Raw genomic sequence first — 21694 nt, forward strand, 5'->3', positions numbered from 1 at the left:
CGGCGGGCCTCATGCGCCAGGGCGCGTGAGCGCTCCATCTGGGCCCATTGGGCCCTCGCGGTCAGGTCGGGCCGTGGACCCGGACATGCAGCGAGACGCGGTGGGCGGGGGAGAGCCGGGCCAGCTCGTCGCCGACGGCAGCCCGCACACGCTCCCCGATCGCGGCCGTGTCGCGCAGGTCGGTCCGGACCGAGACGTCCGCGTGCCAGCCGCGCATTCTCGCCCCGGCCGCGCGCACCCCGTCCACCGCGTTCGCCCTGGCTCTGAGCGCCCGCGCCAGCGTGCGCCGCGGCAGGCCGACCATCAGATCGGGGTCCCCGGTGCGCAGCGCGATCATCCGCCCCCGTCCGGGTACCGCCGCGATCAGCATCAGCACCAGGCCGATCAGGGCCAGCGCGGCGGCCACCGCGAGCGCCCGGTTGTCGTCCCAGGCCGTGGTCCTCGCCCAGCGCGCCCAATCCTCGTACGGCACGATCCTGATGGGACGCCCCAGCAGCGCGGAGACCACATGGGCGGCGGTCAGCCCGCCGATCCCCAGCAGCGCGAGCGCGGCGACCGCGGCGGGCAGCCCCCGGCTGGGCCGGAAGGCCCGGGCGGCCTTCGCGCCCTCGAACCCCCGCATCGGGACGAAGAGCGGGAGCTTCTCAGACGGGTCTCGTCCTTCGGTCATGCCCCCTCCTCGGCCCGGGCCTCTGTTCGGGCACCAGCTCCACGACCTCGATGTCCACGTTCTCCACGGCGATGCCGGTGAGCTCCCGCAACCGCCGCCGCACGTGGTCGCGGATCTCGGCGGCCAGCCGCGGCACCGGCGCCGGGTAGCGCACGGCCAGGTCGCAGTGCACCGCCGCGACCGCCCCGCTCACCGACGCCGACACGTGGGGCCGGCCGGTCACGTGCTCGTCCTCGCTCGCCAGTCTCTCCGCGATCTTCGTGAAGGCGCGGTCGGAGATCGTCGTCGTGCCGCGCGCCGCCGGCACGCTCACTGCCGCCTCGGGTGCATCTGCGGCATGTGCACGCCGCCTTCGAGCACCATGCCGACGAAGAACCCGACGATCCCGAGGACCAGGACGATGAGGAACGCGCTGAGGCCGCCGAAGGCCCCGACGACCCCCAGCACGACGCCGAACAGCAGTCCGACGAGGGCCCAGACCGGATACCCTTCCATGATCAATCATTCCTTCCACTGTCGTCAGTGACCACGTCGGCGATCGTCACGTCCACCCTGCGGCCGCCCGCGAGGCCGCCGATCGCGTCGCGGACCAGGTCGGCCACCTCCGGCAGCGGCCTGCCGTACCGGGCGACGACGTCGACCTCGATCGCGTCGTCCCGTACGGCGACGCCGGGGACCTGACCACCGGGCAGGTAGGTCGCGACCACCCCGAACGGTCCCCGGGACAGGCCGGCGACGTCGGGGCACGACAACACGCGGTCGGCGAGCCTCCGGGCGGACACCTCGCGTTCCTCGCCCTCCGGCGCCACGTCCGCCCTCTCCGGAACGGTGCTCACAGGACTCGCGGCTCCCCTTCGGACGGCTCCCGCGTCTCCTCCTGCCTCGGCAGGTGGACGTCGTCGACCGCGATGTTCACCTCGGTGACCTCCAGCCCGCACATGCGCTCCACCGCGCGGATGACGTGGCTCCGGACCGCCTGCGCGAGATCGGGGATCGCGACGCCGTACTCGACGATGAGGTGGATGTCCACGGCGGCCTGCCGCTCGCCGACCTCCACCGCCATGCCCCGGGTGACGCCGTCCTCGCCGCCGAACGCGCCCTTGATCGCGCCGAACGCGCGGGCCGTGCCGGTGCCGAAGTCGTGGACCCCGTCGATCTCGCGGGCCGCCATGCCGGCGATCTTCGCGACCACTCCGTCGGCGATCGTGGTGCGGCCCCGCTCGGTCACCAGGCCGGAACCGCCCTGCACCCCGAAGGATCGCCCGGACGCCTGCTCGACGGTCGCGGTCGACGTTCTGGTTTCGGTCATGTGACTCCCCCGCTTCGTATGCGCGGTTCGTGCCGCTTACCGCCGATACATGCCCGTGATACCCAATTTGCGCACAGTAACCAGCACAGGTAGGGCGAGGTTGGGTCAGCGGAACTCCTTGAACCTCCCAAGACGAGCGAGCCTTTGGCGAGACAGGGCCGATAGCCCTAACGCGGAGATCAAGCCGGACCAAAACTGCCCGGTATGTCCGAGATCGAGTTTTTCTGTGCCCGTCTAGGGCATTCATACCGTTCAGTCGGGTCGCAGCGCCGCGCGGCGAGCCGGGCGGTCGCCCGGAGCCGGCGCTTCGGGGGCGGGCCAGTAGGAGGCGCGATCATGAAAGACGGACTGAAGGTGGCTTTGGCGGTCATCGCGGGCTACTACCTCGGCCGGCACCAGAAGCTCCGTTTCGCGCTGATGCTGGCGCTGGCCATCCTCGCCGCCCGCCTGAAGGGAGAGGGAGCGGCCGGCGCCCTGCTGGAACAGGTCCCCAAGATCCTGGGTGGAGCCGCCCCCGACGTCGGCAAGATCACCGAACGCGTGCGCGGCGACCTGCTGGACATCGGCAAGGCGGCGGCCATGCGCGCCACCAGCAAGCAGATCGACAACCTGAGCGACAAGCTGCACGAACGCGCCGAGGCGCTGCGGCACCCCAAGGGCAAGGGCCGGGCCGCGGAGGAGGAAGAGGAAGAAGCGGAGGAGCGGCCGGAGGAGAGCCGCCGCCGCGCTCCCCGCCGCCGCCCGCCGCAGCGCGAACCCGAACCCGAAGAGGCCTACGACGAGGAAGAGGAGTACGAGGAGGAGCCCGACGAGGAGGAGGCCGAGGAGCCCGAACCCGAGGAGCGGCGCCGGCCCCGGATCCGTCCCACCCGTCCCGTGCTGCGGAGGAGGTGAGACCGATGACCGAACAGACGCGAGAGCACGACCAGGGCACACGGGCGCCGGACGAGGGGACGCTGCCCACCCAGCGGCTCGGGCAGGAGTTCCAGAACCTCGCCACCGCCGTCGCGGAGCGCGCCCTGTCCCGGGTCGCCGAGAAGATCGACGGCCTGGCCGGCCGTCTCACCGACTACGTGGAACACGGCGGCTCGGGGCTGCTCAGCGCACTCACCGGCAAGGAGGGCGGCGGACGGAACGCGCTCGGCGGAGTGCTCGGCGCCCTCACCGGCGGCCGGGACGCCCGGACACTGCTCAAGACGGTGACCGACCGGCTCGGCGCGACGGGCGGAGGCGGCCTGCTCAGCGCGCTCACCGAGGACGGCGGGGGCAGTCACCCCGTACGCGCGGCGCTCATGGCGTACGGCAAGGAGAAGATCAAGGGCCTGTTCGGCGGCGGCGGTGGCGGGGGCAAGGGCCGCAAGGGCAAGAAGCTCAAGGTCACCAACATCGTCGAGTCGCTCGACATCGGCGCGCCCATCCGCCTGGTCTACAACCAGTGGACGCAGTTCGAGGACTGGCCGAGCTTCATGAAGAAGGTCGAGACCGTCGAGCAGAAGTCCGACGAGAAGCTCGGATGGAAGGCTCAGGTCTTCTGGTCCCACCGCACGTGGGAGTCGACCATCATCGAGCAGGTCCCCGACAGCAGGATCGTCTGGCGCTCACAGGGGCCGAAGGGCTTCCCCGACGGCGGGGTGACCTTTCACGAGATCACTCCGGAACTGACCCGGGTGCTCCTCGTCGTCGAGTATCACCCGCAGGGTCTCTTCGAGCGCATCGGGAACCTGTGGCGCGCCCAGGGCCGCCGGGTCCGGCTCGAGTTCAAGCACTTCAGACGGCACGTCATGACCAACGCCCTGCTGAACGCCGACGGCATCGAGGGCTGGCGGGGCGAGATCCGCGACAGCCAGGTCGTCAAGGACCACGAGACGGCGCTGCGCGAGGAACGCGAGCGCGAGGAGGGCCCCGAGGAGTCCGAGGAATTCGAGGAGCACGAGGAGGAGCCCGAGGAGGAGCCCGAGGAGCAGGCCGAAGAGGAGGAGCCGTACGAGGAAGAGGAGGAGGAAGAAGAGGAGGAGGAAGAGCCCGGGCGGGCACGCAGGCCCGCCTACGCGGGCGCCTCGACCGGCGGGCAAGGCGGACCGGCCACCCGCAGGCGCGGGGCCGAATCCGGGGAGCGCGGCACGCGCGCACCGGACCGTCGGCGCGAAGCGGAGGCCGGGCAGGGCCGCGGCGACGAGCCCCGCAGGGGCGAGCAGACGCGCAGAACCGAGGAAGCCGAGGAAACCGAGGAGCCGCGCGGGCAGACGCGCGGGGACGAGGAAGCCGAGGAGACGGGCGAGCGGCGGAAGCAGGCGCGCCGTCCGCTGATCCGGCGCCGCCGGCCCTCTCAGTAGCGGACACGAGCGGCGGCGGAGGCGGCCAATGATCGCAGACATCACACAACCGAGGAGGGGAAACGCATGACGGTAGCCGTTCCACCAGCGGGTGGCGGCGGACTGCCGGGCCGGTCATCGGGATCGGGCCTGGCCGACGTCATTGACACGATCCTGGACAAGGGCCTCGTGATCGACGCCTACGTACGGGTCTCACTGGTCGGCATCGAGATTCTGACCATCGACGTACGCGTCGTCGTCGCGAGCGTCGACACCTACCTCCGTTTCGCCGAGGCGGTGAACCGGCTGGACCTGGCATCCCAGCAGCAGGGGCTGCCCGACCTCCTGTCGAGCGCGCCCCAGAGCATCGCCCGCGGGAAGTCCAAGGGCGTGGCCCAGGGCGTGCTGGAGGCGGCCGGGGAGAAGCTGCAGGACATGTTGGCGAGCTACGCGGAGGAGGAACCCGCCCCGCGTACCCGCCGTCGTCGACGGGAGGATGACTGAGATGTCGGGCTCCATCAAGCAGTCCGGGGCGGGTGACCGGGCCGAGGCCGCCCGGCCCAACACCGCGTGCTACGTCTACGGCATCCTCCCCGAGGACGTGGAGATCAGCGAGGACGCCGTCGGCGTGGGCGAGCCCCCCGGCCGGGTCACGATCATCCGCCACGGCGAGATCGCCGCCCTGGTGAGCGACGTGGACGTGGACCGTCCCCTCGGCCGCGCACAGGACCTGGTGGCCCACGAGCAGTTGCTCGACGATGCCGCGGCGGAGGTCCCCGTGCTCCCCCTGCGGTTCGGCGCGGTGATGACCACACCCGAGGCGGTCGTGGAGGAACTGCTGGCCCCGCACCACGACTCGTTCGCGGCCGCCCTCAAGCAGATCGAGGGGCGCACCCAGTTCGTCCTCAAGGCGCGGTACGCCGAGCAGCCGGTGCTGGTCGAGGTGCTGACGGAGAACGCCGAGGCCAGACAGTTGCGCGACCGGATCAGGCAGTTGCCGGAAGAGGTGACCCGCAACGAACGGATCCGGCTGGGCGAGCTGATCACGCAGATCATCGCCGCGAAGCGCGAGGCCGACACGCAGGCCGTCGTCGAACGCTTCGAGCCCTTCACCGCCGGTGTGGTCGTCCGCGACCCCAGTCACGAGCGGGACGCCGCGCACGTCGCGTTCCTCGTCGAGAACGACCGCCAGACCGACTTCGAACGCGCCGTCGGGGAGTTGCGCTCCGAGTGGGGCGACCGGGTCGAGGTCCGCCTGCTCGGGCCGATGGCGCCGTACGACTTCGTCACCACCTGACTCATGAGGGGAGGCCGTCGTGGGACTGATCAGTGCGTTGTTCACCTGGCCGCTCGCCCCGGTCCACGGCGTGATCCGGCTGGGCGAGCTGATCCAGAAGCAGGTCGAGCATGAGCTGAGGGACCCCGCGGCGGTCCGGCGGCGGCTGGAGGCCATCGAGGAGGCCAGGCGCTCGGGTCAGATCTCCGAAGAGGAGGAGGCCCAGGCCGTGGAGGAGATCCTCAGGCTCATGAGCGGCTCGCGGCGGGGGTGAGCATCCCATGCCTCCCCGGCGGAGAGCCCGCTACGACGAGGACGCCAGGCCGTACGGGCGGCGGGCCTCCTCCGGCGCGCCCGCCGGGGAGGACGGGCCGTACGACGAGTCCGCGGGCGACGACGAGGACGAGCGCAGGGGTGAGCGCGGGGCCGAGCCGCGCCGGCGCAGGGCCGCGCTGAACGCGGTGTCCGCCGGCCGGCTCGGCCTGCGTTACATCGCGGACCTGACTTCCAAGGACACCGAGGGGGTCACGTCGGTGGAACCCGTGGAGAACGGCTGGCTGGTGGACGTCGAGGTCGTCGAGGACCGCAGGATCCCGTCCACCAGCGACATGCTGTCGATCTACGAGTGCCAGGTGGACGACGAGGGCAACCTCACGTCCTACCGGCGCACCCGGACCTACCGGCGTGGCACCGGCGCCTACGGCGGTGGGCTATGACCGATCCCCGCTCGCGTCCCGTCCTGCGCGAGTCGTACGCGCCGCCGCCCGTGATGGGCCGGGAGTCGACCAACCTGGGCGACATCCTGGAGCGCGTCCTCGACCGGGGCATCGTGATCGCCGGCGACATCCGGGTGAACCTGCTGGAGATCGAACTGCTGACCATCAAGCTGCGGCTGGTCATCGCCTCGGTGGACACCGCGCGGGAGATCGGCATCGACTGGTGGGAGCGCGACCCCTGGCTCAGCGGCAAGGACCGCGAACTGGTCGAGGAGAACCGGCGGCTGCGCGAGCGCCTGAACGCGGTCGAGGAGCGCCTGCTCGCCTGGGAGGAGCGGACGGAACTCGAAGCGGGCGAAGGGGCGAGTGAACGTGCCGGCGAACGTGCGGGGGAACGGGGTGCGGGCGAGCGGCGGGGCGACCGCCAGGCGGAGGCCCGCGACCGGCGGCCCGGCCGTCCCCCCGGAACGGAGCCCGGCTATGAGTGAGAACCAGACGGACGCCCGCGGGCAGGGGGTCTACCTGTACGCGGTGACGCCGGGCGGTGAGCCCTCTCGTGACCTGCGTGGCGTGCTGGACGGGGTGGTCCGGCCCGTCTCCCACGGCGGGCTCGTGGCCCATGTCAGCGACGTGCCCCTCGACCGGTTCGGAGAGGAACCGCTGCGCCGCTCGCTTGAGGACCTCGACTGGGTGGAGGGAGTCGCCCGCGCCCACCACCGGGTCGTCGAGGCGCTGGCGGCGGCCGGGCCGACCGCCCCCGTGCGCCTCGTGACCGTCTACACCGGCGAGGAACAGGTCCGCGACCTGCTCGACCGGCGGCACGACGACTTCACCGCCATCCTGTCGCGGGTCGCGGGGCGGCGGGAGTGGGGCGTCAAGGCGTACCTGCGCAGGCAGACGCCGCAGCCCGCACCGGTGCCGCCCGCCACGACCCCGGCCACAACCACAGCCACAGCTCCGACCGGCGGCGACAGTCCCGGCATGGCGTACCTGCGCCGGAAGAAGGAGAACCTGCGCGGCAGGGAGGACCTGTGGCGCGCGGCGGCCGAGCGGGCCGAGCACCTCCACGCCGAGCTGGGACGGTTCGCGGTGGCGAGCCTCCGCCACCGCCCGCAGGATCCCCAGTTGTCCGGGCGGAGCGAGGCGATGGTGCTCAACGGCGCCTATCTGGTGGATCCGGCCCGCGAGGAGGAGTTCGCCGCCGTGCTCGACGGCTTCCGCGACCGGTTCCTGGATGTCGAGCTCACCGGCCCGTGGGCGCCGTACTCCTTCACGTCGGTCGACCTCGGGGCCGGCCGGGCCGGAGGTGCGCGATGACGCCCGGCGGCACCCCGGCGTTCCTGCCGGAACGGCAGAGACAGTCCTCCCTCGCCGCCGGAAGCCGCCTGCCGCCCGAGCGCGTGGCGCTCGTCGACCTGCTCGACCGGCTCCTCGCGGGCGGCGTGGTGATCACCGGTGACATCGTGCTGTCGATCGCCGACATCGACCTCGTCCGCATATCCCTGCGGGCGCTGCTCGGTTCCGTACGCGGCACCGAGCCGTTCGACCCGCTCGGCGAGCCGGACGCGGAGAGCGGGCGATATCGGCCCCGGCAGGAGGGAGAGCGAGGATGACCGGCGCCGGTGGTGGGACCGGGAACGGAGCGTGGGACACCGCGCGGGGACCGTGGCGGATGGGCGTGCCGGACGGCACGGAGGGCACGGAGGGCACGGAGGGCACAGACGGCACGAACGGCATGGACGACACGGAGACCGCGCGGGCGGGCCCCTGGCGCCTGAACACCGACCCGGATGCGGTGCGGCGCGACCTGAGCCGCCTGGTGCTGACGCTCGTCGAGCTGGTGCGCCAGCTCGTGGAACGGCAGGCCATCCGGCGGATGGACCAGGGAGACCTGTCGGACGAGCAGATCGAGACGCTGGGCGTGACGCTGATGCGCCTGGAGGAGGCCATGACCGAGCTGTGCGAGCGGTTCGACGTCTCGCCGTCCGAGCTCAACCTCGACCTGGGACCTCTCGGCACGCTGCTGCCCACCGACGCGCCGTGACCGGAGGCGTGTACGGCCAGGTGGCGGGGGTAAGCGGAGGAAACGACCGGGGGCGGAAACCATCGGGGCGGAAATCGATCGGGGCGGAGGAGTCGTCATGAGTGTCGTCGGCCGGGACGAGGTCCGTGCGCTGCTGGAGTCGCCGTCGCCCGACGCGACGCTGGTTCTGGTGGGCGGGCGGTGCGAGGTCGCGCCGGAGGAGCGGGCCGAGGGCCTGGTGATCGCCAGCCGGCGCGACCTGGAGAGCCTGGTGGGGGACGGACCGGTGGACGACCTGCGGCTCGGCGAGCTCGCGGACCGGCTCGACACGGTGGCCCGCGACCTGGGGGCGTGACCGGACCGCCGGGTGGCCCCCGTGACACAGGGGGGAACGTATGGGGGAGTTCGATGCGGCCGCGTACGGGCGGACCATCGCGGACATCTACGACGAGATGGTGGGGCACGTCCCCACCGGACCGGCGGTCGAGCGGGTCTTCCGGCTTGCGCAGGGAGGGCCCGTCCTGGAGTTCGGGATCGGCACCGGCAGGCTGGCGCTCCCTCTCGCCGCCCGCGGCCTGACCGTGGCGGGCGTCGACGGGTCTCCCGACATGGTGGCGATCCTGCGGGGCAAGCCCGGCGGAGACCGCATCCCGGTGACCGTGGGCGACTTCTCCGAAGTGAACGTCGAGGGACGGTTCGCGCTCGTCCTGCTGGCCTTCAACACCGTCTTCGCGCTGCCCTCCCAGGACGCCCAGGTGCGGTGCTTCCGCAACGCGGCGGCCCACCTGCGGCCCGGGGGACGTTTCGTGATCGAGACCTGGGTGCCGGACCCGGCGGCCTTCCGGGACCGGACGGCGCTGCGACTGCTGTCGCTCGGCGAGGACGAGGTCGTCGTCGAGGCCGCCCGGCTGAGCCCGGCCGAGCAGTTCATGCACACCACGAAACTGCGGATGACCACGGACGGCCTGCGGCTGTTGCCGGCCAACCACCGCTACGCCTGGCCGTGCGAGCTGGACCTCATGGCCCGCCTGGCCGGAATGGAGCGGGAGCACCGCTGGGCCGACTGGTCCTGCGCTCCGTTCACCGACGACAGCCGCGCCCACGTGTCCGTCTACCGCCTGCTGGAGAGCTGATGCAGTTGCCCGCGCCCCGAGGCCCGCTGACCGGGCGGCTCTTCACGGAGCTGGTCCGGCCGCCGCACGCTTTCGCCCCGCCGCCCACCGGCCCGTACGACGGCCCCTACGGCGGCCCGTTCGACGACGAGGACGCCCAGCTCGCGTTGTTCGCCTGTTACGAGCTGCACTACCAGGGCTTCGACGGCGTCGACGACCGCTGGGAGTGGAACCCGTCGGTGCTGGCCCTGCGCGAGCGCCTGGAACGCTGGTTCGGGCGCTGGCTGGCCCGGCGCGTGCCCCGCCCGCCCGCTCCGCCGCCGCGGGAGGTGCCCCGCGCCCTGGCGGCGCTGGTGGCGGCCGACGACGGCCCTTCGCTGTCGGCGTTCATGCGGGCCGGAGCTGACGCGGAGCAGTTCCGCGAGTTCGTGATCCACCGCTCGATCTACCAGCTCAAGGAGGCCGACCCGCACACCTGGGGCATCCCGCGCCTGCTCGGCCGGCCGAAGGCGGCGCTCGTGGAGATCCAGGCCGACGAGTACGGCGGGGGCAGGCCGGAACGCATGCACTCCGAACTGTTCCGCGCCACCATGCGGGGGCTCGGCCTGGACGACGCCTACGGCGCCTACCTGGGCAGCGTCCCCGGGGTGACGCTGGCGATCAGCAACGTCATGTCGCTGTTCGGGCTGCACCGCCGCCACCGGGCCGCCCTCCTCGGGCACCTCGCGGCGTTCGAGATGACCTCGTCGATCCCCAACCGCCGCTACAGCCAGGGCCTGCGGCGGCTCGGCGGGGACGCCGGGGTACGCCGCTACTACGACGAGCACGTGCAGGCCGACGCCGTACACGAGCAGATCGCCGCGCACGACATGTGCGGAGCCTTCGCCGCCGCGCATGCCGGCCTGACCGGGGACATCCTGTACGGCGCCGCCTGCGCGCTCACCCTCGACCGGCTCTTCGCGGAGCACCTTCTGGGCCGCTGGCGGGAGGGGCGCACCTCCCTGTGGCACGCGGACGCCGAGGTGACGACCCGATGACCACGCTCGGCCGCCAAGGCCACGTCCCGCCGGCCACACTCGGCCCCCGGGACGACGACCCGGCCGGCACGCTCGGCCACCCGACCGACGACCCGGCCGGCACGCTCGGCCGCCCTGGTGACGATCCGATGGACGGGCTCGGCCGCCTCCCGCCCGCGCCAGGCCGTCTTGCGCCGCCGTCCGCCTCCGCCACGGCCGAACCGGGCCGGGTCACGCCGGAGATCGATTACGTGCTGCCCTTGCGCTGGAACGACGACGCGGGGCTCGCGGAGCTGACCGGTTATCTGCGCGGCCTTGCCAGGCATGCCCGGATCGTGGTGATCGATGGTTCCCCGTCCCCGCTGTTCGAACGGCACGCGCGCGAGTGGCGCGGCATCGCCGAGCACGTGCGGCCCGACGACGACCTGACGGTCGCGAACGGCAAGGTCGCGGGGGTGCTGAGCGGCATGCGCCGCGCCCGGAACGAGCACGTCGTCATCGCCGACGACGACGTGCGCTACGACGCGGACGCACTGGCCAGGGTCCACGCCCTGCTCGGCCACGCCGACCTCGTCCGCCCGCAGAACCACTTCCACCCGCTCCCCTGGCACGCCCGCTGGGACAGCGCCCGCACCCTGCTCAACCGCGGCCTCGGCGCTGACTACCCGGGGACCTTCGGCGTGCGCCGCTCGGCGTTCGAGAAGATGGGCGGCTACGACGGCGACGTGCTGTTCGAGAACCTGGAGCTCATCCGCACCGTCCGCGCCCACGGCGGCCGCGAGGCCCGCCCGCTCGACCTCTACGTGCGGCGCCTGCCGCCCGACACCCGCCGGTTCTGGTCCCAGCGGATCCGGCAGGCGTACGACGACCTCGCACAACCCGCCCGGATGGCGGCCTTCCTCGCCGTCCTCCCCTGCGTGGGCGTGGCTCTGTGGCGACGCCGGCCCGAATCGATCGCAGCGGGCGCCGCTGCGGTGGTGGCCCTGGCCGAAATCGGACGCCGCCGCGCCGGCGGCCGCCGGGTCTTCCCCGCCACCTCCAGCCTTTTCGCCCCGGTCTGGGTCCTCGAACGCGCCACCTGTAGTTGGGCGGCCCTGACCGCCAGGTTCCTGCTCGGCGGCGTGCCGTACGCCGGACGACGCCTGCGCACCGCCGCCCACTCGACCCGCCGCCTCCGCCGCCGCGCCCTCGCGCTCGCTTCCGAACTCCCGACCGCCGTGCCCTCGCAGCCGAGTTGAGCGACATCGGCCTGATGGGCCACGGCTTCCGTCAGGCGGGCGGGTCGGGTTCGCTCGCCGCCCGGAAGCCGACCACCTTGTGAGAGCCGTCGCAGAACGGCTTGGTCGAGGACCGGCCGCAGCGGCACAGCGCGACCGTGGCCCTGCCCGGGTCGATGCGCCGCCCGTCCTGCGTCGTCAGCGTGAACGGCCCGCGCACCAGCAGCGGGCCGTCCTCGCAGGGCGTCACGGTTACTGCCGCCACCGTGCCCGGGTCCTCCGCCATGTGCTCCATGCGGAGCAGCCTGCCCGGGGACGGTGACGGCGTAACACCTGGTCAGCGATGATTGGTCACTCCCATCGCGCGCAGTGTGCGGAGGGACTGAAGGCCCAGCACCCGGCCCGGCCCACGGCCGGTTCCCGCGCCGCGAAAACCGCTCCGGCGAACGGCGCCCTGACCGCGCCGGGTACGCCCGACGGGCTGGGCACGTCCGCCTTGACACTCGGCGGGGCGAAGGCCCAGCGCGGCGTCGCCGTGCCGCCCGCCTGCTCGCCGCCGGGGACGGCGTGCGAGTGCCCGGACGTACGGCTCCGCCAGGGCGCCAGGCTCCAGCAGTCGGCGGTCCCGTCCTCCCCGCACCGGTCCTGCGTGTGGGCGACCAGCGGCGGCAGCGGCAGGTATCCCGGAATCACGAGGGGCGCGGCCGGCGGCTGTGCGGCCGCCGGAGGCGCCGCCACGGCACGACCGGTGAGCGACGGCACGGGAGTCACCCACGTCGAATCGTCCGGAGGCGCCGGAACGGCCGTGACATCCGTCGTCGGCGTCACGGCCGGGAAGGCCGTCCGCGCCGATGTCGCGGTGCCCGGTGCCGTATCCGGCGCTGTGGGAACGGCGGGCGGGGTGGTGGGCCGGCTGGTGGGCGGGGCGGCGGTGGGGAGCGCGGTCGAGGTGACGGCCGCGCTCGCCCTGGGCTGCGGCGGCTGCTGCTGCGGCGGCCTGTGTGCCGGCTTGGTCGTGGGCTTGGGTTGCGGCGTGGACTTGGCCGTCGGCTTCTGCGTCGGCTTGTCCGTGGGCTTCCCGGTCGGCTTGTCCGTGGGCTTGCCGGTCGGCTTGTCCGTGGGTTTGCCGGTCGGCTTGTCCGTGGGTTTGCCGGTCGGCTTGTCGGTGGCCGTGGGGCTCGGCTGGGTGCTCGCCGTGGCGCCCGGGTCGGGTGAGACGCTCACCGCGACGGTCGCCGCCGGGGTGGCCTGCGGCGTCGCCGCAGCGGTAGCCCCGCTCGGTGTGGGCGCGGGAGCGCCGCTCCCGGCCGGTGCGGGGGTCGCGGTCGCGGTGGGCCCGCTGCTCGCGGTGGGCGCCGGTGTCCCCTCACCGCTCTGGCCGGGAGTCGCCGTGGCTGCGCCGCCGGTCGTCGGCTGGGGAGTCGGGGCGGTGCCCGGCCCGCCGTTCGGCCCCGGCTTTGCCTGTCCGCTTGGCGACGGCTGGGCCTTCGTCAGAGGACCGCTGCCCGGCCGGTCGTCTCTGACGCGGCGATCGTCGCGGTTGTGATAGCGGGACGTCCGATCGCCCCTGTCGCGGCTGTGGCCGCCGGCGTCCCGATCGCGCGGCTCGTGGGCCGTCCGGTCCCGGGTGGAGGCGCCGGCAGAACCGGCGCCGGGGAGGACTCCGCCGGATCCGCCGGAGTCGTGCGACTTCCCTGACGTGCCGCCGGGACCGTCGGCGGAGTCATGGGCGGCGCCGGACGAGCCACCGGGAGAATCGGGGCCGGCCTTGTCCGTCGCTTGGGAGTCCGGCCCGGCGTCGTTCGGCGCGTTCGCACCGGCGCCGGGCCCGTCCTCGCCGTTCGATGCCTTCGCACCGTCACCCGGGGCGTTTCCGGCGCTGTCGGGTGTGTCGGCGGGGGTGTTGCCGGGGGTGTTCCCGGTGCCGTCCGAGGAGTCGTCGTGGGCCGTACCGGACGGGCCATCCGGACCACCGGACGAGTCCTGCGGCGTGTTCGGCACGCCAGTGGAGTCGCCCGACGAGTGATGGGCCGTACCCGGCGAATCGGGGCCTGCCTTGTTCACCGTCTGCGTGTCGGGCGCGGCCTGGTCCGGTGCGTTGCCGGAGCCGCCCGGGGAGGATTCCGACGCGGAATCCGATGAGGACGACGAGGACTCCGCGGAGCCGTCCGCGGAGCCGTCGGAGGTGGGCGCGGCAATGGGACCGGCGCCCTCTACCGGTGGAGGGGCGTCCCAGCCGGGCTCGGCCACGGCGGCCCAGGGCTGCGCGACCACGGCGCCGCCGGTGGCGGAGACCGCGGCCAGGAGCAGGCCGGAGACCAGGGTGGCGCGCCGGGTGGACATTCGGGGGGTCATTGAGAGGCTCTTCCTCGATCTAGGGAGTGGGCCGGGGACCGATGAGGGACTTCCAGCCCGCCGCGGCGAACTCGGGCGTCCCTGGGAGAGCGGCTGCGGGCACGGACGGAGGAGTCGGGTCGGGGATGTTGACCCAGTCGCCCTTGTCCGCGCCGCGCATATCGGGTTTCCACGCCATGAGCAGGCTCATGGCGTAGGGGCTGGAGTAGACGGGGCCGGTGGCGCCGGCGCCCGTGGTCGCCGTCACCTGGACCAGGACGGAAACCTGCACCTGGTCCTCGGAGCGGACCTTCCACTGGACGCCGATCGTCTGCGTCCGCAGCGCCGCCCCCGAGGGAAGGTCGCCTTCGGCGGGAAGGCCGAGGGTCTCCCGCCAGCCGCGTACGGCATCGCGCGCACCCTCGCGTGCCTCCTTGCGCTGGTCCGGCGGGGCGTACAGCGCGGCCGCCTGTTCGGCCTGGCCGACGTCGAGCGTCCAGGCGGCTTCCAACGCGGCGGCCGCGGCGGACGCCGCCCCGATCTCCGTGTGGGGGAAGCCGACGGGGTAGCCCCCGTCGCCCTCGTGCCCCGCGGGCGCCGCCAGCGCGACGGTCGGCGCCGCCACGCGCACCGGCGTGGACGGCGGCGCCTCCGCCTGGCGCGTCTGCAGCACGATCACCGCGACGGCGATCACGGTGACGACCCCCGCGATGGCGACGACCAGATGCCGGGGATCCCACCGGCGCGGTGGTCCCAGGTCCCAGTCGAGCGCCGGATCGGGGATTACCGGTCCCACTACTTGCTCCGGTCCGGCCGCTGCCCGAACGCCTGCCCGGCCGCCGCGGCGAGGCGCAGGTACGCGCCGCGGGTGGTGGGCCGCAGCCGGGCGAGGTCGACCTCCGCGCCCTCTTTCAGGTGCGGGTCGAACGGCACCCGCACCACCGTGCGGCAACGCCCGGCGAAGTGGCGTTCGAGCAGGTCGACGTCGACGTGCGACTTGGGCTCGACCGCGTTCAGCACGACGATGGCGTTCTTGACGAGATGGCCGTGGCCGTGGGCGGTGAGCCAGTCGAGGGTGGCGGCGGCCGAGCTCGCACCGTCCACCGCGACCATGGTGACCAGCACGATCTGGTCGGCGAGCTCCAGCGTGGCTCCCATGGCGCCGTGCAGGAGCCCGGTGCCGCAGTCGGTGATGCAGATGGAGTAGTAGCGCTCGATCAGATTGGCGACCGTACGGTAGTCCTCCGCGTTGAACGCCTCGCTGACTGCCGGGTCGGTGTCGGAGGCGAGCACCTCCAGCCGCGCGGACGACTGCGAGGTGAACGCGCGGGCGTCGGCGTACCGCACGATGTGCGGCGCCTCGGCCAGGAGGGTCCGGATGGTCGCCGCGGTCTCCGACTTGACCTTGATGCCGAGCGTCCCCCGGTCGGGGTTGGCGTCGATGGCGATCACCCGGTCGCCGCGCAGCGAGGCGAGCGTGTTGCCCAGCGCCGCCGTCGTCGTGGTCTTCCCCACCCCGCCCTTGAGGCTCATGACCGCGATCCTGTGGTGACCGCTGGCGACGGGCGTCTGGGCGTGCGCGATGAGCGTGCGGCGTTCCATCTCCGCCGCCGACTCCGAGGGGATGATCCGGCCGCCGGAGAGCTGGTAGACGAGCCGCCGCCAGCCTCCGGTGGGCTCCACACGGCGGTTGGTCAGCAGATGTTCGGCCGTGAGAGGCACGCTCTCCGGGAACTGCTCGGCGGGAGTAGGCACCGAAGTGTGGATCTCGGTCATGTCGGGTCCTTTCACCGAGGACGAGAGGATTCGGGGGCGGCGGTCAGCAGGTGCTCCATCGCACGGTGGCGGTGCCTTTCCTGCCCTTCGGGCCGTGCAGTTCGAGCGGCGCCGTCACGGGCGAGGGGACCCCGCACCAGTAGCGGACGCGCAGCGCGCGCACGGTGAGCACGTCGGTGTGCCCGGGCTTGAGCGTTCCGCTGGACGGCTCGACCACCAGGCCGGGCGCCGATATCCGCCATTTCACGGGCTTTCCGGAGGTTGTCGAGAGAGTGAGGGTGCCTCTCCCGAACGCGTCGAGGGTGATGACGGACGGCGTCTGAACGCCCCAGGCGCCCATCAGGAAGACGCCCGGGGAGGCGGGGGTGTCCTGAGCGGCGTTCTGGCCGCCGGGTTGCCCGGCGCCCGCGGTTCCGCCGTCTCCGCCGGGCTGTGCGGCGCTCCCCGCCGTGCTCTGGCCGCCGGGCTGCCCGGTGCTGCCCGCGGTGCTCTGGCCGCCGGGCTGCCCGGCGCTCCCCGCCGTGCTCTGGCCGCCGGATTGCGCGGCGTCTCCGGTCGCGGCGGTCGCTGTCACCGTGGTTTGCGGCGTGCCCGAGGCCGTACCCGCCCCGGCCCCGCCCGCCGCCGCGGCGCCGTCCGCCGCGCCGGCTGTCGAGGGGTTCGCGGCCGTTCCCGTCCCCGCTCCTGCGGGGTCGGCGGACGACCGCGCGATGTTCGCCTCCAGCGCCCCTCTCTGGGACTGGGGGGCGGGGGCGAAGAGGTTGATCCCCGTCACGGTTCCCGCCGCCCCCGCGACGACGACGATGACGATCCGCAGGGCGGTCGCCCGTAACAGCGAGCCGACCCGTGCCAGCACCTCGACGATCCTGATCTGCGCGCCGGCGAGCGGCCTGTCGGGAAACTCCACCTCCCCGGGCGCGTCCGCGACGTTGCCGGCGCCGGCGCGGTCCGCTGGGGCGCGGTCGGCGGGGGCGGGGACCGCCTCGGCGGCGCGTGCCAGGGCCTCCCTGGCCCTGATCTGCGAGAGCAGCGCGTTGTAGAGAGGCGTGTCCTGCCCCGGCGGCAGTTCGGCGGCCGGTCCGAGAGCCGGGTGCGGCTCGCCGGCCGTCCCAGTCCCAGGTCCAGGTCCAGTCCCAGTCCCAGTCCCAGTGGTTCTGGGCGTCCCCGTCGTCGCGGCCTCCGGCGACCCCGGCGAGCCGGCAGGACCCGCCCGCCCGGCGGGGCCGGGCGAGGCCGCTGACGTCGCCGGGCCCTGCGACTGCGGTGAACGCGTGAATCCGGCCGGACCGGCGGCGCCGGAGGAGCCGGGGGACGGCGCGGGCCGTTGCGCGGCGCGTGACTTCGACCCCCTCGACGGCCACGCCAGGCCCGGCTGGGTGTCCTCCTGGGAGATGGCCCGCACCGGACGCTCCGGCAGCTCGGGGCCGGCCGGAGCGCCGGAAGAGGCGCCGGAGGGAGCGTCGGCGGGACGTGCCGTTCCCGGCTGCGGGGGCGGGGCCGGGCGGGGCACGGCCGTCGACAGGCCGGAGTCGGGCGGCACCAGCGGCGGCACCGGTGGCGTCGGGGTCACCGGGGCGACCGTCCGGGGCGGCGGGACGGACGCCGACGGCGATTCCTGCCGCGCGGCCGGGGCGGGGGCGGTGTTCACGGGAGCGGCGAGCGGCATGCCGAACGACGAGGGGGGCCGGTGTGCCGGCCGCTGCGCCCGGGCGGTGGCCGCCCTGTTCAGCGCGTCCAGGAGTCGCTGCCTGGTCTCGGTCGTGAGGTCGGCCACCGGGGGACGGGAGAGGATCTGCGGAACGGTGTATCGGATGTTGATGGGCCGCTTGCAGACCACGCAGGTCACGATGTGCCGGAGCAGGGCCGTGCGTGCGGCCCCGAAGTCGGCCGCCTCGCCGTGCTCGTCGGGGAAGACGGCGGCGGCCAGCGGACCGAGCTCCGGGCAGATCGGACGGCCCCGGGCGAGGCCGTCCAGGCCGCTCACGAGGATCTCCACCACGTCCTGGGTACGCGCGATCAGCCTGCCGGCCTCCTTGACCGGCAGGGCGAGCACGTACACGAGATCCCGCAGCGGGAGTTCGTGGCGGTAGAGAAGGCGCAGCGCCTCGGCGCCCAGGGGATCCGCCAGGCTCCAGGCACGCCGTACCGCCCGGGGGTCGGGTCCGCCGGAACCGGGCCCGGGCAGGAATCCCCGTCCCGGGCCGGTGGCGCACTCACGGCGCAGCGCGGACAGCAGCCAGGCCCGGTCTGAAACGTTCCCGGGCAGTTCCCGGGCGGCGCACGACTCCAGCGCGGCGATCACCGCCGCGAGCATGGGGGCGGGCTCGAGGTGGCAGGAGGCGTAGTCGACGAGGTGGGCGCCGTGCTCGTCCACCCATGCCATCCCCCGGCCGGGGTCGAGCGTCACATCCCCGGCGGGCGGATTCATGCGCACCGGAACAGGGAGAGGGTGGCGACGGCGGCATGTTCGGCCAGAGCATCACTGTGACTTAGGCGTCGCACTTGCCTAACAGGAAATCTTGATGCATACCGATACATAGAACGAGATCTTAGACTGACTGCGATGTGTTGGGAAGGAAAAGAACCATAGAAATCACGAGTTGAGGATAAGCCGCAAATAACACCGATATGGTCATCCGAAAGGGACCCAGAAGAGGTGCCCGTTATCTTCTCTCCGCTTGTCTGGAGAAGTGCCGGATTCCATCTGGCCCGACCGTCCCGACAGCCGGTTGACCTGGTGTTTCATTCTGCTTTCACAACATCGGACGCGTCCGGTGGCGCACGGGTTCCCATGCCCGCCTTTCCCCGTCCACCCGATAGACACATCCGATGTGAATAGCCTTCATATACCCGGGGAATAACCAGCGTTCCGCACTTTTCCGACATTACAGCATGCGTACGACCGGTCTCGGGGTGAAGCAGCCCCGGCCGCCCGGCGAAACGATCTCGCGATTTACCCGGGAGGCGCAACCGCGGGCGTGATCGGCCGCGAAGAGGTACGCGTGGAGACCGTCGTCGTGCTGTTCAACCGGGACCTGCGAATTCACGATCACCCGGCGCTCTGCGAGGCGTCCGCCGTGGCCCGGCACGTCGTTCCGATGTTCGTGTTCGACTCCGCGATCGCGGCCCGGCACCGCCGCGACTTCCTCCACGCGTCGCTCCACGACCTGCGGTCGTCCCTGCGCTCGCTCGGCGGCGACCTCGTCGTGCGGCACGGCGATCCCGTGGCCCATGCCGTACGCGCGGCCGCGGCGGCGGGCGCGTCGGCGATCTGGGCGAGTGAGGACGTCAGCCCGCTGGCCCGGCGCCGGGAGCGGCGCCTCGCGGACGAGTGCCGGGCCCACCGGCTGGAGTTCCGCCTCTTCCCCGGCGTGACCGTGGTGCCCCCCGGCGCGCTGCGGCCCGGCGGCGGGAGCCACTACCGGGTCTTCTCGCCGTACTGGCGGGCCTGGTCGGGCACCGCGAGACGACCGGTCCTCGGCGCGCCCCACCGCATGCGCCTGCCGCCCGGCATCGACCCCGGCGTCCTCCCCGAGGCGTCCCCCGAGCCGTACGGGGTCGTGCGTGGCGGGGAGAGCGAGGCCCGGCGACGGCTGCTGCGGTGGGTGGGCGACGGGCTCGCCGCCTACGCCGAGACGCGCGACCGGATGGCGGGGCGCACCTCGATGCTCAGCGCCTATCTCCACTTCGGCTGCGTGTCGCCCCTGGAGGTGGTGGACCGCTCCTGCCGGCGGCCGGACGGCGAGGAGTACGTCAGGCAGCTGTGCTGGCGCGACTTCCACTACCAGGTGGTGAACGCCTTCCCCGAGATGGGCCGGCGCGACTACCGGCCGGGAGACGTGGAGTGGCGGCGCGACGAGGAGGCGGAGGCCGCCTGGCGGGAGGGCCTGACCGGGGTTCCCATCGTGGACGCGGGCATGCGCCAGCTTCTCGCCGAGGGCTGGATGCACAACCGGGTGCGCCTGGTGACCGGCTCCTACCTGACCAAGCGGCTCGGCATCGACTGGCGGGCCGGGCTCGAGCACTTCGCCGAATGGCTGCTCGACGGCGACATGCCCAACAACTGCGGCAACTGGCAATGGGTCGCCGGGACGGGCAACGACACCCGGCCCTACCGCAAACTCAACCCCCTCCGGCAGGCCAAGAAGTTCGACCCCGAGGGCGAGTACGTGCGGCGCTACGTCCCCGAACTGGCGTCCCTTCCCGGCGACCTGGTCCACGAGCCGTGGAGGGCCCGCGGCGGGGTCCCCGGCTACCCCGCCTCGCCCCTCGGCGGCGAGCTCAAAGCCTGACGCGCCGGGCCCGCGGATGCGGCGTAGAGACCGTCCTGTGCACGCGCCCGTCCGGTGGAGAGCGACGGCGCGCGACCCGAGGAGGTCTGCTCAGAAGACCAGGACGAGCTTGCCGGTGGTGTGGCCGGACTCGATCAGCGTGTGCGCCCGCGCCGCCTCCTCGACCGGGATCGCCTCCTGGATCCTCACCTTCAGGTCGCCCTTCTCGTACAACGCGGTCAGCCCACCGAGCCGGGCGGTCGAGCGCTCGGCGCCGAGCCGCTGGACGCCGATCCGATCGGCGGCGGGCTGGTAGGCGATGGTGCCGACGCGCGTGCGGTCGGCCACGAGTGCCGCCGAGACCTCCAGCGCCTCCACGGTCCCGGCCGCGTCGAGCGCGGCGTGCACGCCGTCCGGGGCGGCGGCCCGCACCCGCTCGGCCAGCCCCTCGCCGTACGCCACCGGGATCACGCCGAGGTCGCGCAGGTGGGAGTGGTTGCGTTCGCTCGCGGTGCCGACGACCGTCGCCCCGAGCGCCCGGGCGATCTGCACGGCGAACGTGCCGACCCCACCGGCCGCCGCGTGCACGAGGACGGTGTCCCCGGCGCCGACCCGCAGCTTCTCCAGCGCGGTGTCGGCGGTCTGCCCCGACGCGGACAGCACCCCGGCCTCCGGCCACGGCATCGACGCGGGCTTCGGCGCCACCTGGTCCGGCGGGACGACGACGTGCTCGGCGTACGACGCGAGCATCGCCCAGCCGAGGACCTCGTCGCCGACGGCCACACCGGTGACGCCCTCCCCGACGGCGTCGACCACGCCCGCGAACTCGTTGCCCAGCCGCTGCGGGAACGTCGCGGGCACATGGGCGTGGGCTCCCCCACCGCGGAACAGCGCGTCGAAGGGCTGCACGCCCGCCGCCCTCACGCGGACCCTGATCGTCCCCGCTCCGGGCTCGTCCGGCTCCAGGTCGACGATGTGCAGCACCTCCGGGCCGCCGTAGGCGGAGAACACGACCGTCCTGCTCATGAGCGTCTCCTCGTCATCGCGGCGAGCTGGCCGGCGACCCACTCGCGGTAGTCCTTCGACAGCGGATCGGCGCCGACGATCCCCTCGACCATCCGGGGCAGCGCGATGGGCGCGAAAGCCAGGGCGTAGGCGACCAGCAGGACGAACTCCGCGTCCAGCTCGCCGGTGATCTCGCCCTCCTCCTGGCGCCTGCGGGTCCGCTCGACGGCCTCGCGCAGCCGGGCCCGCTGCGCCTGCGCCCACTCGTCGTCGCTGTCGGCGCCCGGGCCGTCTCCCAGCGCCTGCCAGATGACCAGCCGGGACCAGTCCGGGTTGTCCAGCGTCGCGTCGAGGTGGGCCGCCACGCTCTCGGCGTACGTCGCGGCCGGCGGCGTCCTGCTTTCCTGCGCCCGCGCCCACCTGCGGCGCAGCTCTTCGACGAGCCCCTGCTTGCCGCCGAAGTAGTACGAGATGAGCTGCTGGTTGACCCCGGCCCCGGCCGCGATGGCGGCCGTCCGGGCCCCGGCGTAGCCCTTCGCGCCGAACTCCTCGACCGCCGCCTTCAGGATCCGCTCGCGGGTCTGTTCGGCCGCCTTCCCACGTTCCTGTGGCGCGCGCCGTGCTGAAGAAACCATGCGCCGGACTCTAGCCATTCAA

At 73.2% G+C, this 21694-nt stretch carries 27 protein-coding genes; 15 read left to right on the plus strand and 12 right to left on the minus strand.

Translation table 11 applies throughout. The features are described from left to right. Positions 1-61: 61 nt before the first annotated feature. Genes AAH991_RS09065 through AAH991_RS09085 form a run of 5 tightly spaced genes read right to left on the minus strand, consistent with a single transcriptional unit; the run spans position 62 to position 1979 of the window. A complete protein-coding gene (locus AAH991_RS09065) occupies positions 62-670 on the minus strand; it encodes a DUF6286 domain-containing protein (RefSeq protein WP_346225307.1) in 609 nt (202 codons plus the stop codon). Next, positions 645-983 (minus strand): Asp23/Gls24 family envelope stress response protein, encoded by a 339-nt coding sequence (locus AAH991_RS09070; protein WP_346225308.1) that lies wholly within the window; start codon positions 981-983, stop codon positions 645-647. Before AAH991_RS09070 ends, AAH991_RS09065 begins: the two co-directional genes overlap by 26 nt. Beyond that, entirely contained in the window at positions 980-1165 is a 186-nt protein-coding gene (locus AAH991_RS09075; protein WP_346225309.1) for a hypothetical protein, read from the minus strand. The genes AAH991_RS09070 and AAH991_RS09075 overlap by 4 nt, the downstream gene beginning before the upstream one ends. A 2-nt stretch (positions 1166-1167) precedes the next feature. Continuing rightward, positions 1168-1506 (minus strand): Asp23/Gls24 family envelope stress response protein, encoded by a 339-nt coding sequence (locus tag AAH991_RS09080; protein ID WP_346225310.1) that lies wholly within the window; start codon positions 1504-1506, stop codon positions 1168-1170. Next, a complete protein-coding gene (locus AAH991_RS09085; protein WP_346225311.1) occupies positions 1503-1979 on the minus strand; it encodes an Asp23/Gls24 family envelope stress response protein in 477 nt (158 codons plus the stop codon). Before AAH991_RS09085 ends, AAH991_RS09080 begins: the two co-directional genes overlap by 4 nt. A gap of 336 nt (positions 1980-2315) precedes the next feature. Between AAH991_RS09085 and AAH991_RS09090 the strand changes: the two genes are divergently transcribed. The 14 genes from AAH991_RS09090 (at position 2316) to AAH991_RS09155 (ending at position 11672) form a co-directional block, all read left to right on the plus strand. Then, positions 2316-2873 (plus strand): hypothetical protein, encoded by a 558-nt coding sequence (locus AAH991_RS09090; protein ID WP_346225312.1) that lies wholly within the window; start codon positions 2316-2318, stop codon positions 2871-2873. A gap of 5 nt (positions 2874-2878) precedes the next feature. Next, the gene (locus tag AAH991_RS09095; RefSeq protein WP_346225313.1) at positions 2879-4312 is read left to right on the plus strand and encodes an SRPBCC family protein; all 1434 of its coding nucleotides are present in this window, start codon (positions 2879-2881) and stop codon (positions 4310-4312) included. A 66-nt stretch (positions 4313-4378) separates the two neighbouring features. Beyond that, the gene (gene gvpJ, locus AAH991_RS09100) at positions 4379-4795 is read left to right on the plus strand and encodes a gas vesicle protein GvpJ (RefSeq protein ID WP_346225314.1); all 417 of its coding nucleotides are present in this window, start codon (positions 4379-4381) and stop codon (positions 4793-4795) included. A 1-nt stretch (position 4796) separates the two neighbouring features. After that, positions 4797-5588 carry a GvpL/GvpF family gas vesicle protein gene (locus AAH991_RS09105; protein WP_346225315.1) on the plus strand — a complete coding sequence of 264 codons (792 nt, stop codon included), beginning with the start codon at positions 4797-4799 and terminating at the stop codon, positions 5586-5588. Positions 5589-5607: 19 nt separating this feature from the next. Continuing rightward, positions 5608-5841, plus strand: a complete 234-nt coding sequence (locus AAH991_RS09110) for a gas vesicle protein GvpG (protein ID WP_346225316.1) — start codon at positions 5608-5610, stop codon at positions 5839-5841. Between the two features lie 7 nt (positions 5842-5848). Further along, a complete protein-coding gene (gene gvpO / locus AAH991_RS09115) occupies positions 5849-6283 on the plus strand; it encodes a gas vesicle protein GvpO (RefSeq protein WP_346225317.1) in 435 nt (144 codons plus the stop codon). Further along, complete coding sequence (locus AAH991_RS09120; RefSeq protein ID WP_346225318.1) at positions 6280-6771, plus strand: gas vesicle protein; 492 nt, start codon at positions 6280-6282, stop codon at positions 6769-6771. The genes gvpO and AAH991_RS09120 overlap by 4 nt, the downstream gene beginning before the upstream one ends. Continuing rightward, complete coding sequence (locus AAH991_RS09125; protein WP_346225319.1) at positions 6764-7600, plus strand: GvpL/GvpF family gas vesicle protein; 837 nt, start codon at positions 6764-6766, stop codon at positions 7598-7600. The genes AAH991_RS09120 and AAH991_RS09125 overlap by 8 nt, the downstream gene beginning before the upstream one ends. After that, entirely contained in the window at positions 7597-7896 is a 300-nt protein-coding gene (locus AAH991_RS09130) for a gas vesicle protein (protein ID WP_346225320.1), read from the plus strand. The genes AAH991_RS09125 and AAH991_RS09130 overlap by 4 nt, the downstream gene beginning before the upstream one ends. After that, positions 7893-8327, plus strand: coding sequence for a gas vesicle protein K (locus AAH991_RS09135; RefSeq protein WP_346225321.1), 435 nt, complete (start codon positions 7893-7895; stop codon positions 8325-8327). The genes AAH991_RS09130 and AAH991_RS09135 overlap by 4 nt, the downstream gene beginning before the upstream one ends. A gap of 97 nt (positions 8328-8424) precedes the next feature. Beyond that, a complete protein-coding gene (locus AAH991_RS09140; RefSeq protein WP_346225322.1) occupies positions 8425-8661 on the plus strand; it encodes a hypothetical protein in 237 nt (78 codons plus the stop codon). 40 nt (positions 8662-8701) lie between these two features. Then, the gene (locus AAH991_RS09145) at positions 8702-9439 is read left to right on the plus strand and encodes a class I SAM-dependent DNA methyltransferase (protein ID WP_346225323.1); all 738 of its coding nucleotides are present in this window, start codon (positions 8702-8704) and stop codon (positions 9437-9439) included. Further along, on the plus strand, positions 9439-10455 hold the full coding sequence (locus AAH991_RS09150; protein ID WP_346225324.1) for an iron-containing redox enzyme family protein: 1017 nt from the start codon (positions 9439-9441) through the stop codon (positions 10453-10455). Before AAH991_RS09145 ends, AAH991_RS09150 begins: the two co-directional genes overlap by 1 nt. Beyond that, positions 10452-11672: a glycosyltransferase family 2 protein gene (locus AAH991_RS09155; protein WP_346225325.1), complete on the plus strand. Its 1221-nt coding sequence runs from the start codon at positions 10452-10454 to the stop codon at positions 11670-11672. Before AAH991_RS09150 ends, AAH991_RS09155 begins: the two co-directional genes overlap by 4 nt. A 31-nt stretch (positions 11673-11703) precedes the next feature. Here AAH991_RS09155 and AAH991_RS09160 read toward each other — a convergent pair whose 3' ends face one another. The 5 genes from AAH991_RS09160 to AAH991_RS09180 are packed head-to-tail and all read right to left on the minus strand — an operon-like array spanning position 11704 to position 18195. After that, positions 11704-11946 (minus strand): CDGSH iron-sulfur domain-containing protein, encoded by a 243-nt coding sequence (locus AAH991_RS09160; RefSeq protein WP_346225326.1) that lies wholly within the window; start codon positions 11944-11946, stop codon positions 11704-11706. Between the two features lie 56 nt (positions 11947-12002). Then, positions 12003-14006 (minus strand): hypothetical protein, encoded by a 2004-nt coding sequence (locus AAH991_RS09165; protein ID WP_346225327.1) that lies wholly within the window; start codon positions 14004-14006, stop codon positions 12003-12005. A 19-nt stretch (positions 14007-14025) separates the two neighbouring features. Continuing rightward, positions 14026-14781 (minus strand): hypothetical protein, encoded by a 756-nt coding sequence (locus AAH991_RS09170; protein ID WP_346225328.1) that lies wholly within the window; start codon positions 14779-14781, stop codon positions 14026-14028. Then, the gene (locus AAH991_RS09175) at positions 14781-15761 is read right to left on the minus strand and encodes a MinD/ParA family ATP-binding protein (protein ID WP_169981617.1); all 981 of its coding nucleotides are present in this window, start codon (positions 15759-15761) and stop codon (positions 14781-14783) included. The genes AAH991_RS09170 and AAH991_RS09175 overlap by 1 nt, the downstream gene beginning before the upstream one ends. A 43-nt stretch (positions 15762-15804) precedes the next feature. Then, a complete protein-coding gene (locus AAH991_RS09180; protein ID WP_346225329.1) occupies positions 15805-18195 on the minus strand; it encodes a hypothetical protein in 2391 nt (796 codons plus the stop codon). A gap of 544 nt (positions 18196-18739) precedes the next feature. Between AAH991_RS09180 and AAH991_RS09185 the strand changes: the two genes are divergently transcribed. Beyond that, positions 18740-20053 carry a cryptochrome/photolyase family protein gene (locus AAH991_RS09185; protein WP_346225330.1) on the plus strand — a complete coding sequence of 438 codons (1314 nt, stop codon included), beginning with the start codon at positions 18740-18742 and terminating at the stop codon, positions 20051-20053. A gap of 90 nt (positions 20054-20143) precedes the next feature. On the opposite strand, the gene AAH991_RS09190 is transcribed toward AAH991_RS09185, so the two are convergent. Both AAH991_RS09190 and AAH991_RS09195 read right to left on the minus strand, forming a co-directional pair. After that, positions 20144-21058, minus strand: coding sequence for an NADP-dependent oxidoreductase (locus AAH991_RS09190; protein WP_346225331.1), 915 nt, complete (start codon positions 21056-21058; stop codon positions 20144-20146). After that, entirely contained in the window at positions 21055-21672 is a 618-nt protein-coding gene (locus AAH991_RS09195) for a TetR/AcrR family transcriptional regulator (protein WP_346225332.1), read from the minus strand. The genes AAH991_RS09190 and AAH991_RS09195 overlap by 4 nt, the downstream gene beginning before the upstream one ends. Positions 21673-21694 lie beyond the last annotated feature (22 nt).

Source organism: Microbispora sp. ZYX-F-249 (assembly GCF_039649665.1).
Taxonomy (GTDB): Bacteria; Actinomycetota; Actinomycetes; order Streptosporangiales; family Streptosporangiaceae; genus Microbispora; species Microbispora maris.

Excerpts from the sequence above, each read along its gene's own strand:
- AAH991_RS09065 (WP_346225307.1), bottom strand. The coding sequence starts at position 670 with ATGACCGAAGGACGAGACCCGTCTGAGAAGCTCCCGCTCTTCGTCCCG.
- AAH991_RS09075 (WP_346225309.1), bottom strand. The coding sequence starts at position 1,165 with ATGGAAGGGTATCCGGTCTGGGCCCTCGTCGGACTGCTGTTCGGCGTC.
- AAH991_RS09085 (WP_346225311.1), bottom strand. The coding sequence starts at position 1,979 with ATGACCGAAACCAGAACGTCGACCGCGACCGTCGAGCAGGCGTCCGGG.
- AAH991_RS09090 (WP_346225312.1), top strand. The coding sequence starts at position 2,316 with ATGAAAGACGGACTGAAGGTGGCTTTGGCGGTCATCGCGGGCTACTAC.
- AAH991_RS09095 (WP_346225313.1), top strand. The coding sequence starts at position 2,879 with ATGACCGAACAGACGCGAGAGCACGACCAGGGCACACGGGCGCCGGAC.
- gvpJ (WP_346225314.1), top strand. The coding sequence starts at position 4,379 with ATGACGGTAGCCGTTCCACCAGCGGGTGGCGGCGGACTGCCGGGCCGG.
- AAH991_RS09105 (WP_346225315.1), top strand. The coding sequence starts at position 4,797 with ATGTCGGGCTCCATCAAGCAGTCCGGGGCGGGTGACCGGGCCGAGGCC.
- gvpO (WP_346225317.1), top strand. The coding sequence starts at position 5,849 with ATGCCTCCCCGGCGGAGAGCCCGCTACGACGAGGACGCCAGGCCGTAC.
- AAH991_RS09120 (WP_346225318.1), top strand. The coding sequence starts at position 6,280 with ATGACCGATCCCCGCTCGCGTCCCGTCCTGCGCGAGTCGTACGCGCCG.
- AAH991_RS09125 (WP_346225319.1), top strand. The coding sequence starts at position 6,764 with ATGAGTGAGAACCAGACGGACGCCCGCGGGCAGGGGGTCTACCTGTAC.
- AAH991_RS09130 (WP_346225320.1), top strand. The coding sequence starts at position 7,597 with ATGACGCCCGGCGGCACCCCGGCGTTCCTGCCGGAACGGCAGAGACAG.
- AAH991_RS09135 (WP_346225321.1), top strand. The coding sequence starts at position 7,893 with ATGACCGGCGCCGGTGGTGGGACCGGGAACGGAGCGTGGGACACCGCG.
- AAH991_RS09140 (WP_346225322.1), top strand. The coding sequence starts at position 8,425 with ATGAGTGTCGTCGGCCGGGACGAGGTCCGTGCGCTGCTGGAGTCGCCG.
- AAH991_RS09145 (WP_346225323.1), top strand. The coding sequence starts at position 8,702 with ATGGGGGAGTTCGATGCGGCCGCGTACGGGCGGACCATCGCGGACATC.
- AAH991_RS09150 (WP_346225324.1), top strand. The coding sequence starts at position 9,439 with ATGCAGTTGCCCGCGCCCCGAGGCCCGCTGACCGGGCGGCTCTTCACG.
- AAH991_RS09155 (WP_346225325.1), top strand. The coding sequence starts at position 10,452 with ATGACCACGCTCGGCCGCCAAGGCCACGTCCCGCCGGCCACACTCGGC.
- AAH991_RS09160 (WP_346225326.1), bottom strand. The coding sequence starts at position 11,946 with ATGGAGCACATGGCGGAGGACCCGGGCACGGTGGCGGCAGTAACCGTG.
- AAH991_RS09165 (WP_346225327.1), bottom strand. The coding sequence starts at position 14,006 with ATGACCCCCCGAATGTCCACCCGGCGCGCCACCCTGGTCTCCGGCCTG.
- AAH991_RS09175 (WP_169981617.1), bottom strand. The coding sequence starts at position 15,761 with ATGACCGAGATCCACACTTCGGTGCCTACTCCCGCCGAGCAGTTCCCG.
- AAH991_RS09190 (WP_346225331.1), bottom strand. The coding sequence starts at position 21,058 with ATGAGCAGGACGGTCGTGTTCTCCGCCTACGGCGGCCCGGAGGTGCTG.
- AAH991_RS09195 (WP_346225332.1), bottom strand. The coding sequence starts at position 21,672 with ATGGTTTCTTCAGCACGGCGCGCGCCACAGGAACGTGGGAAGGCGGCC.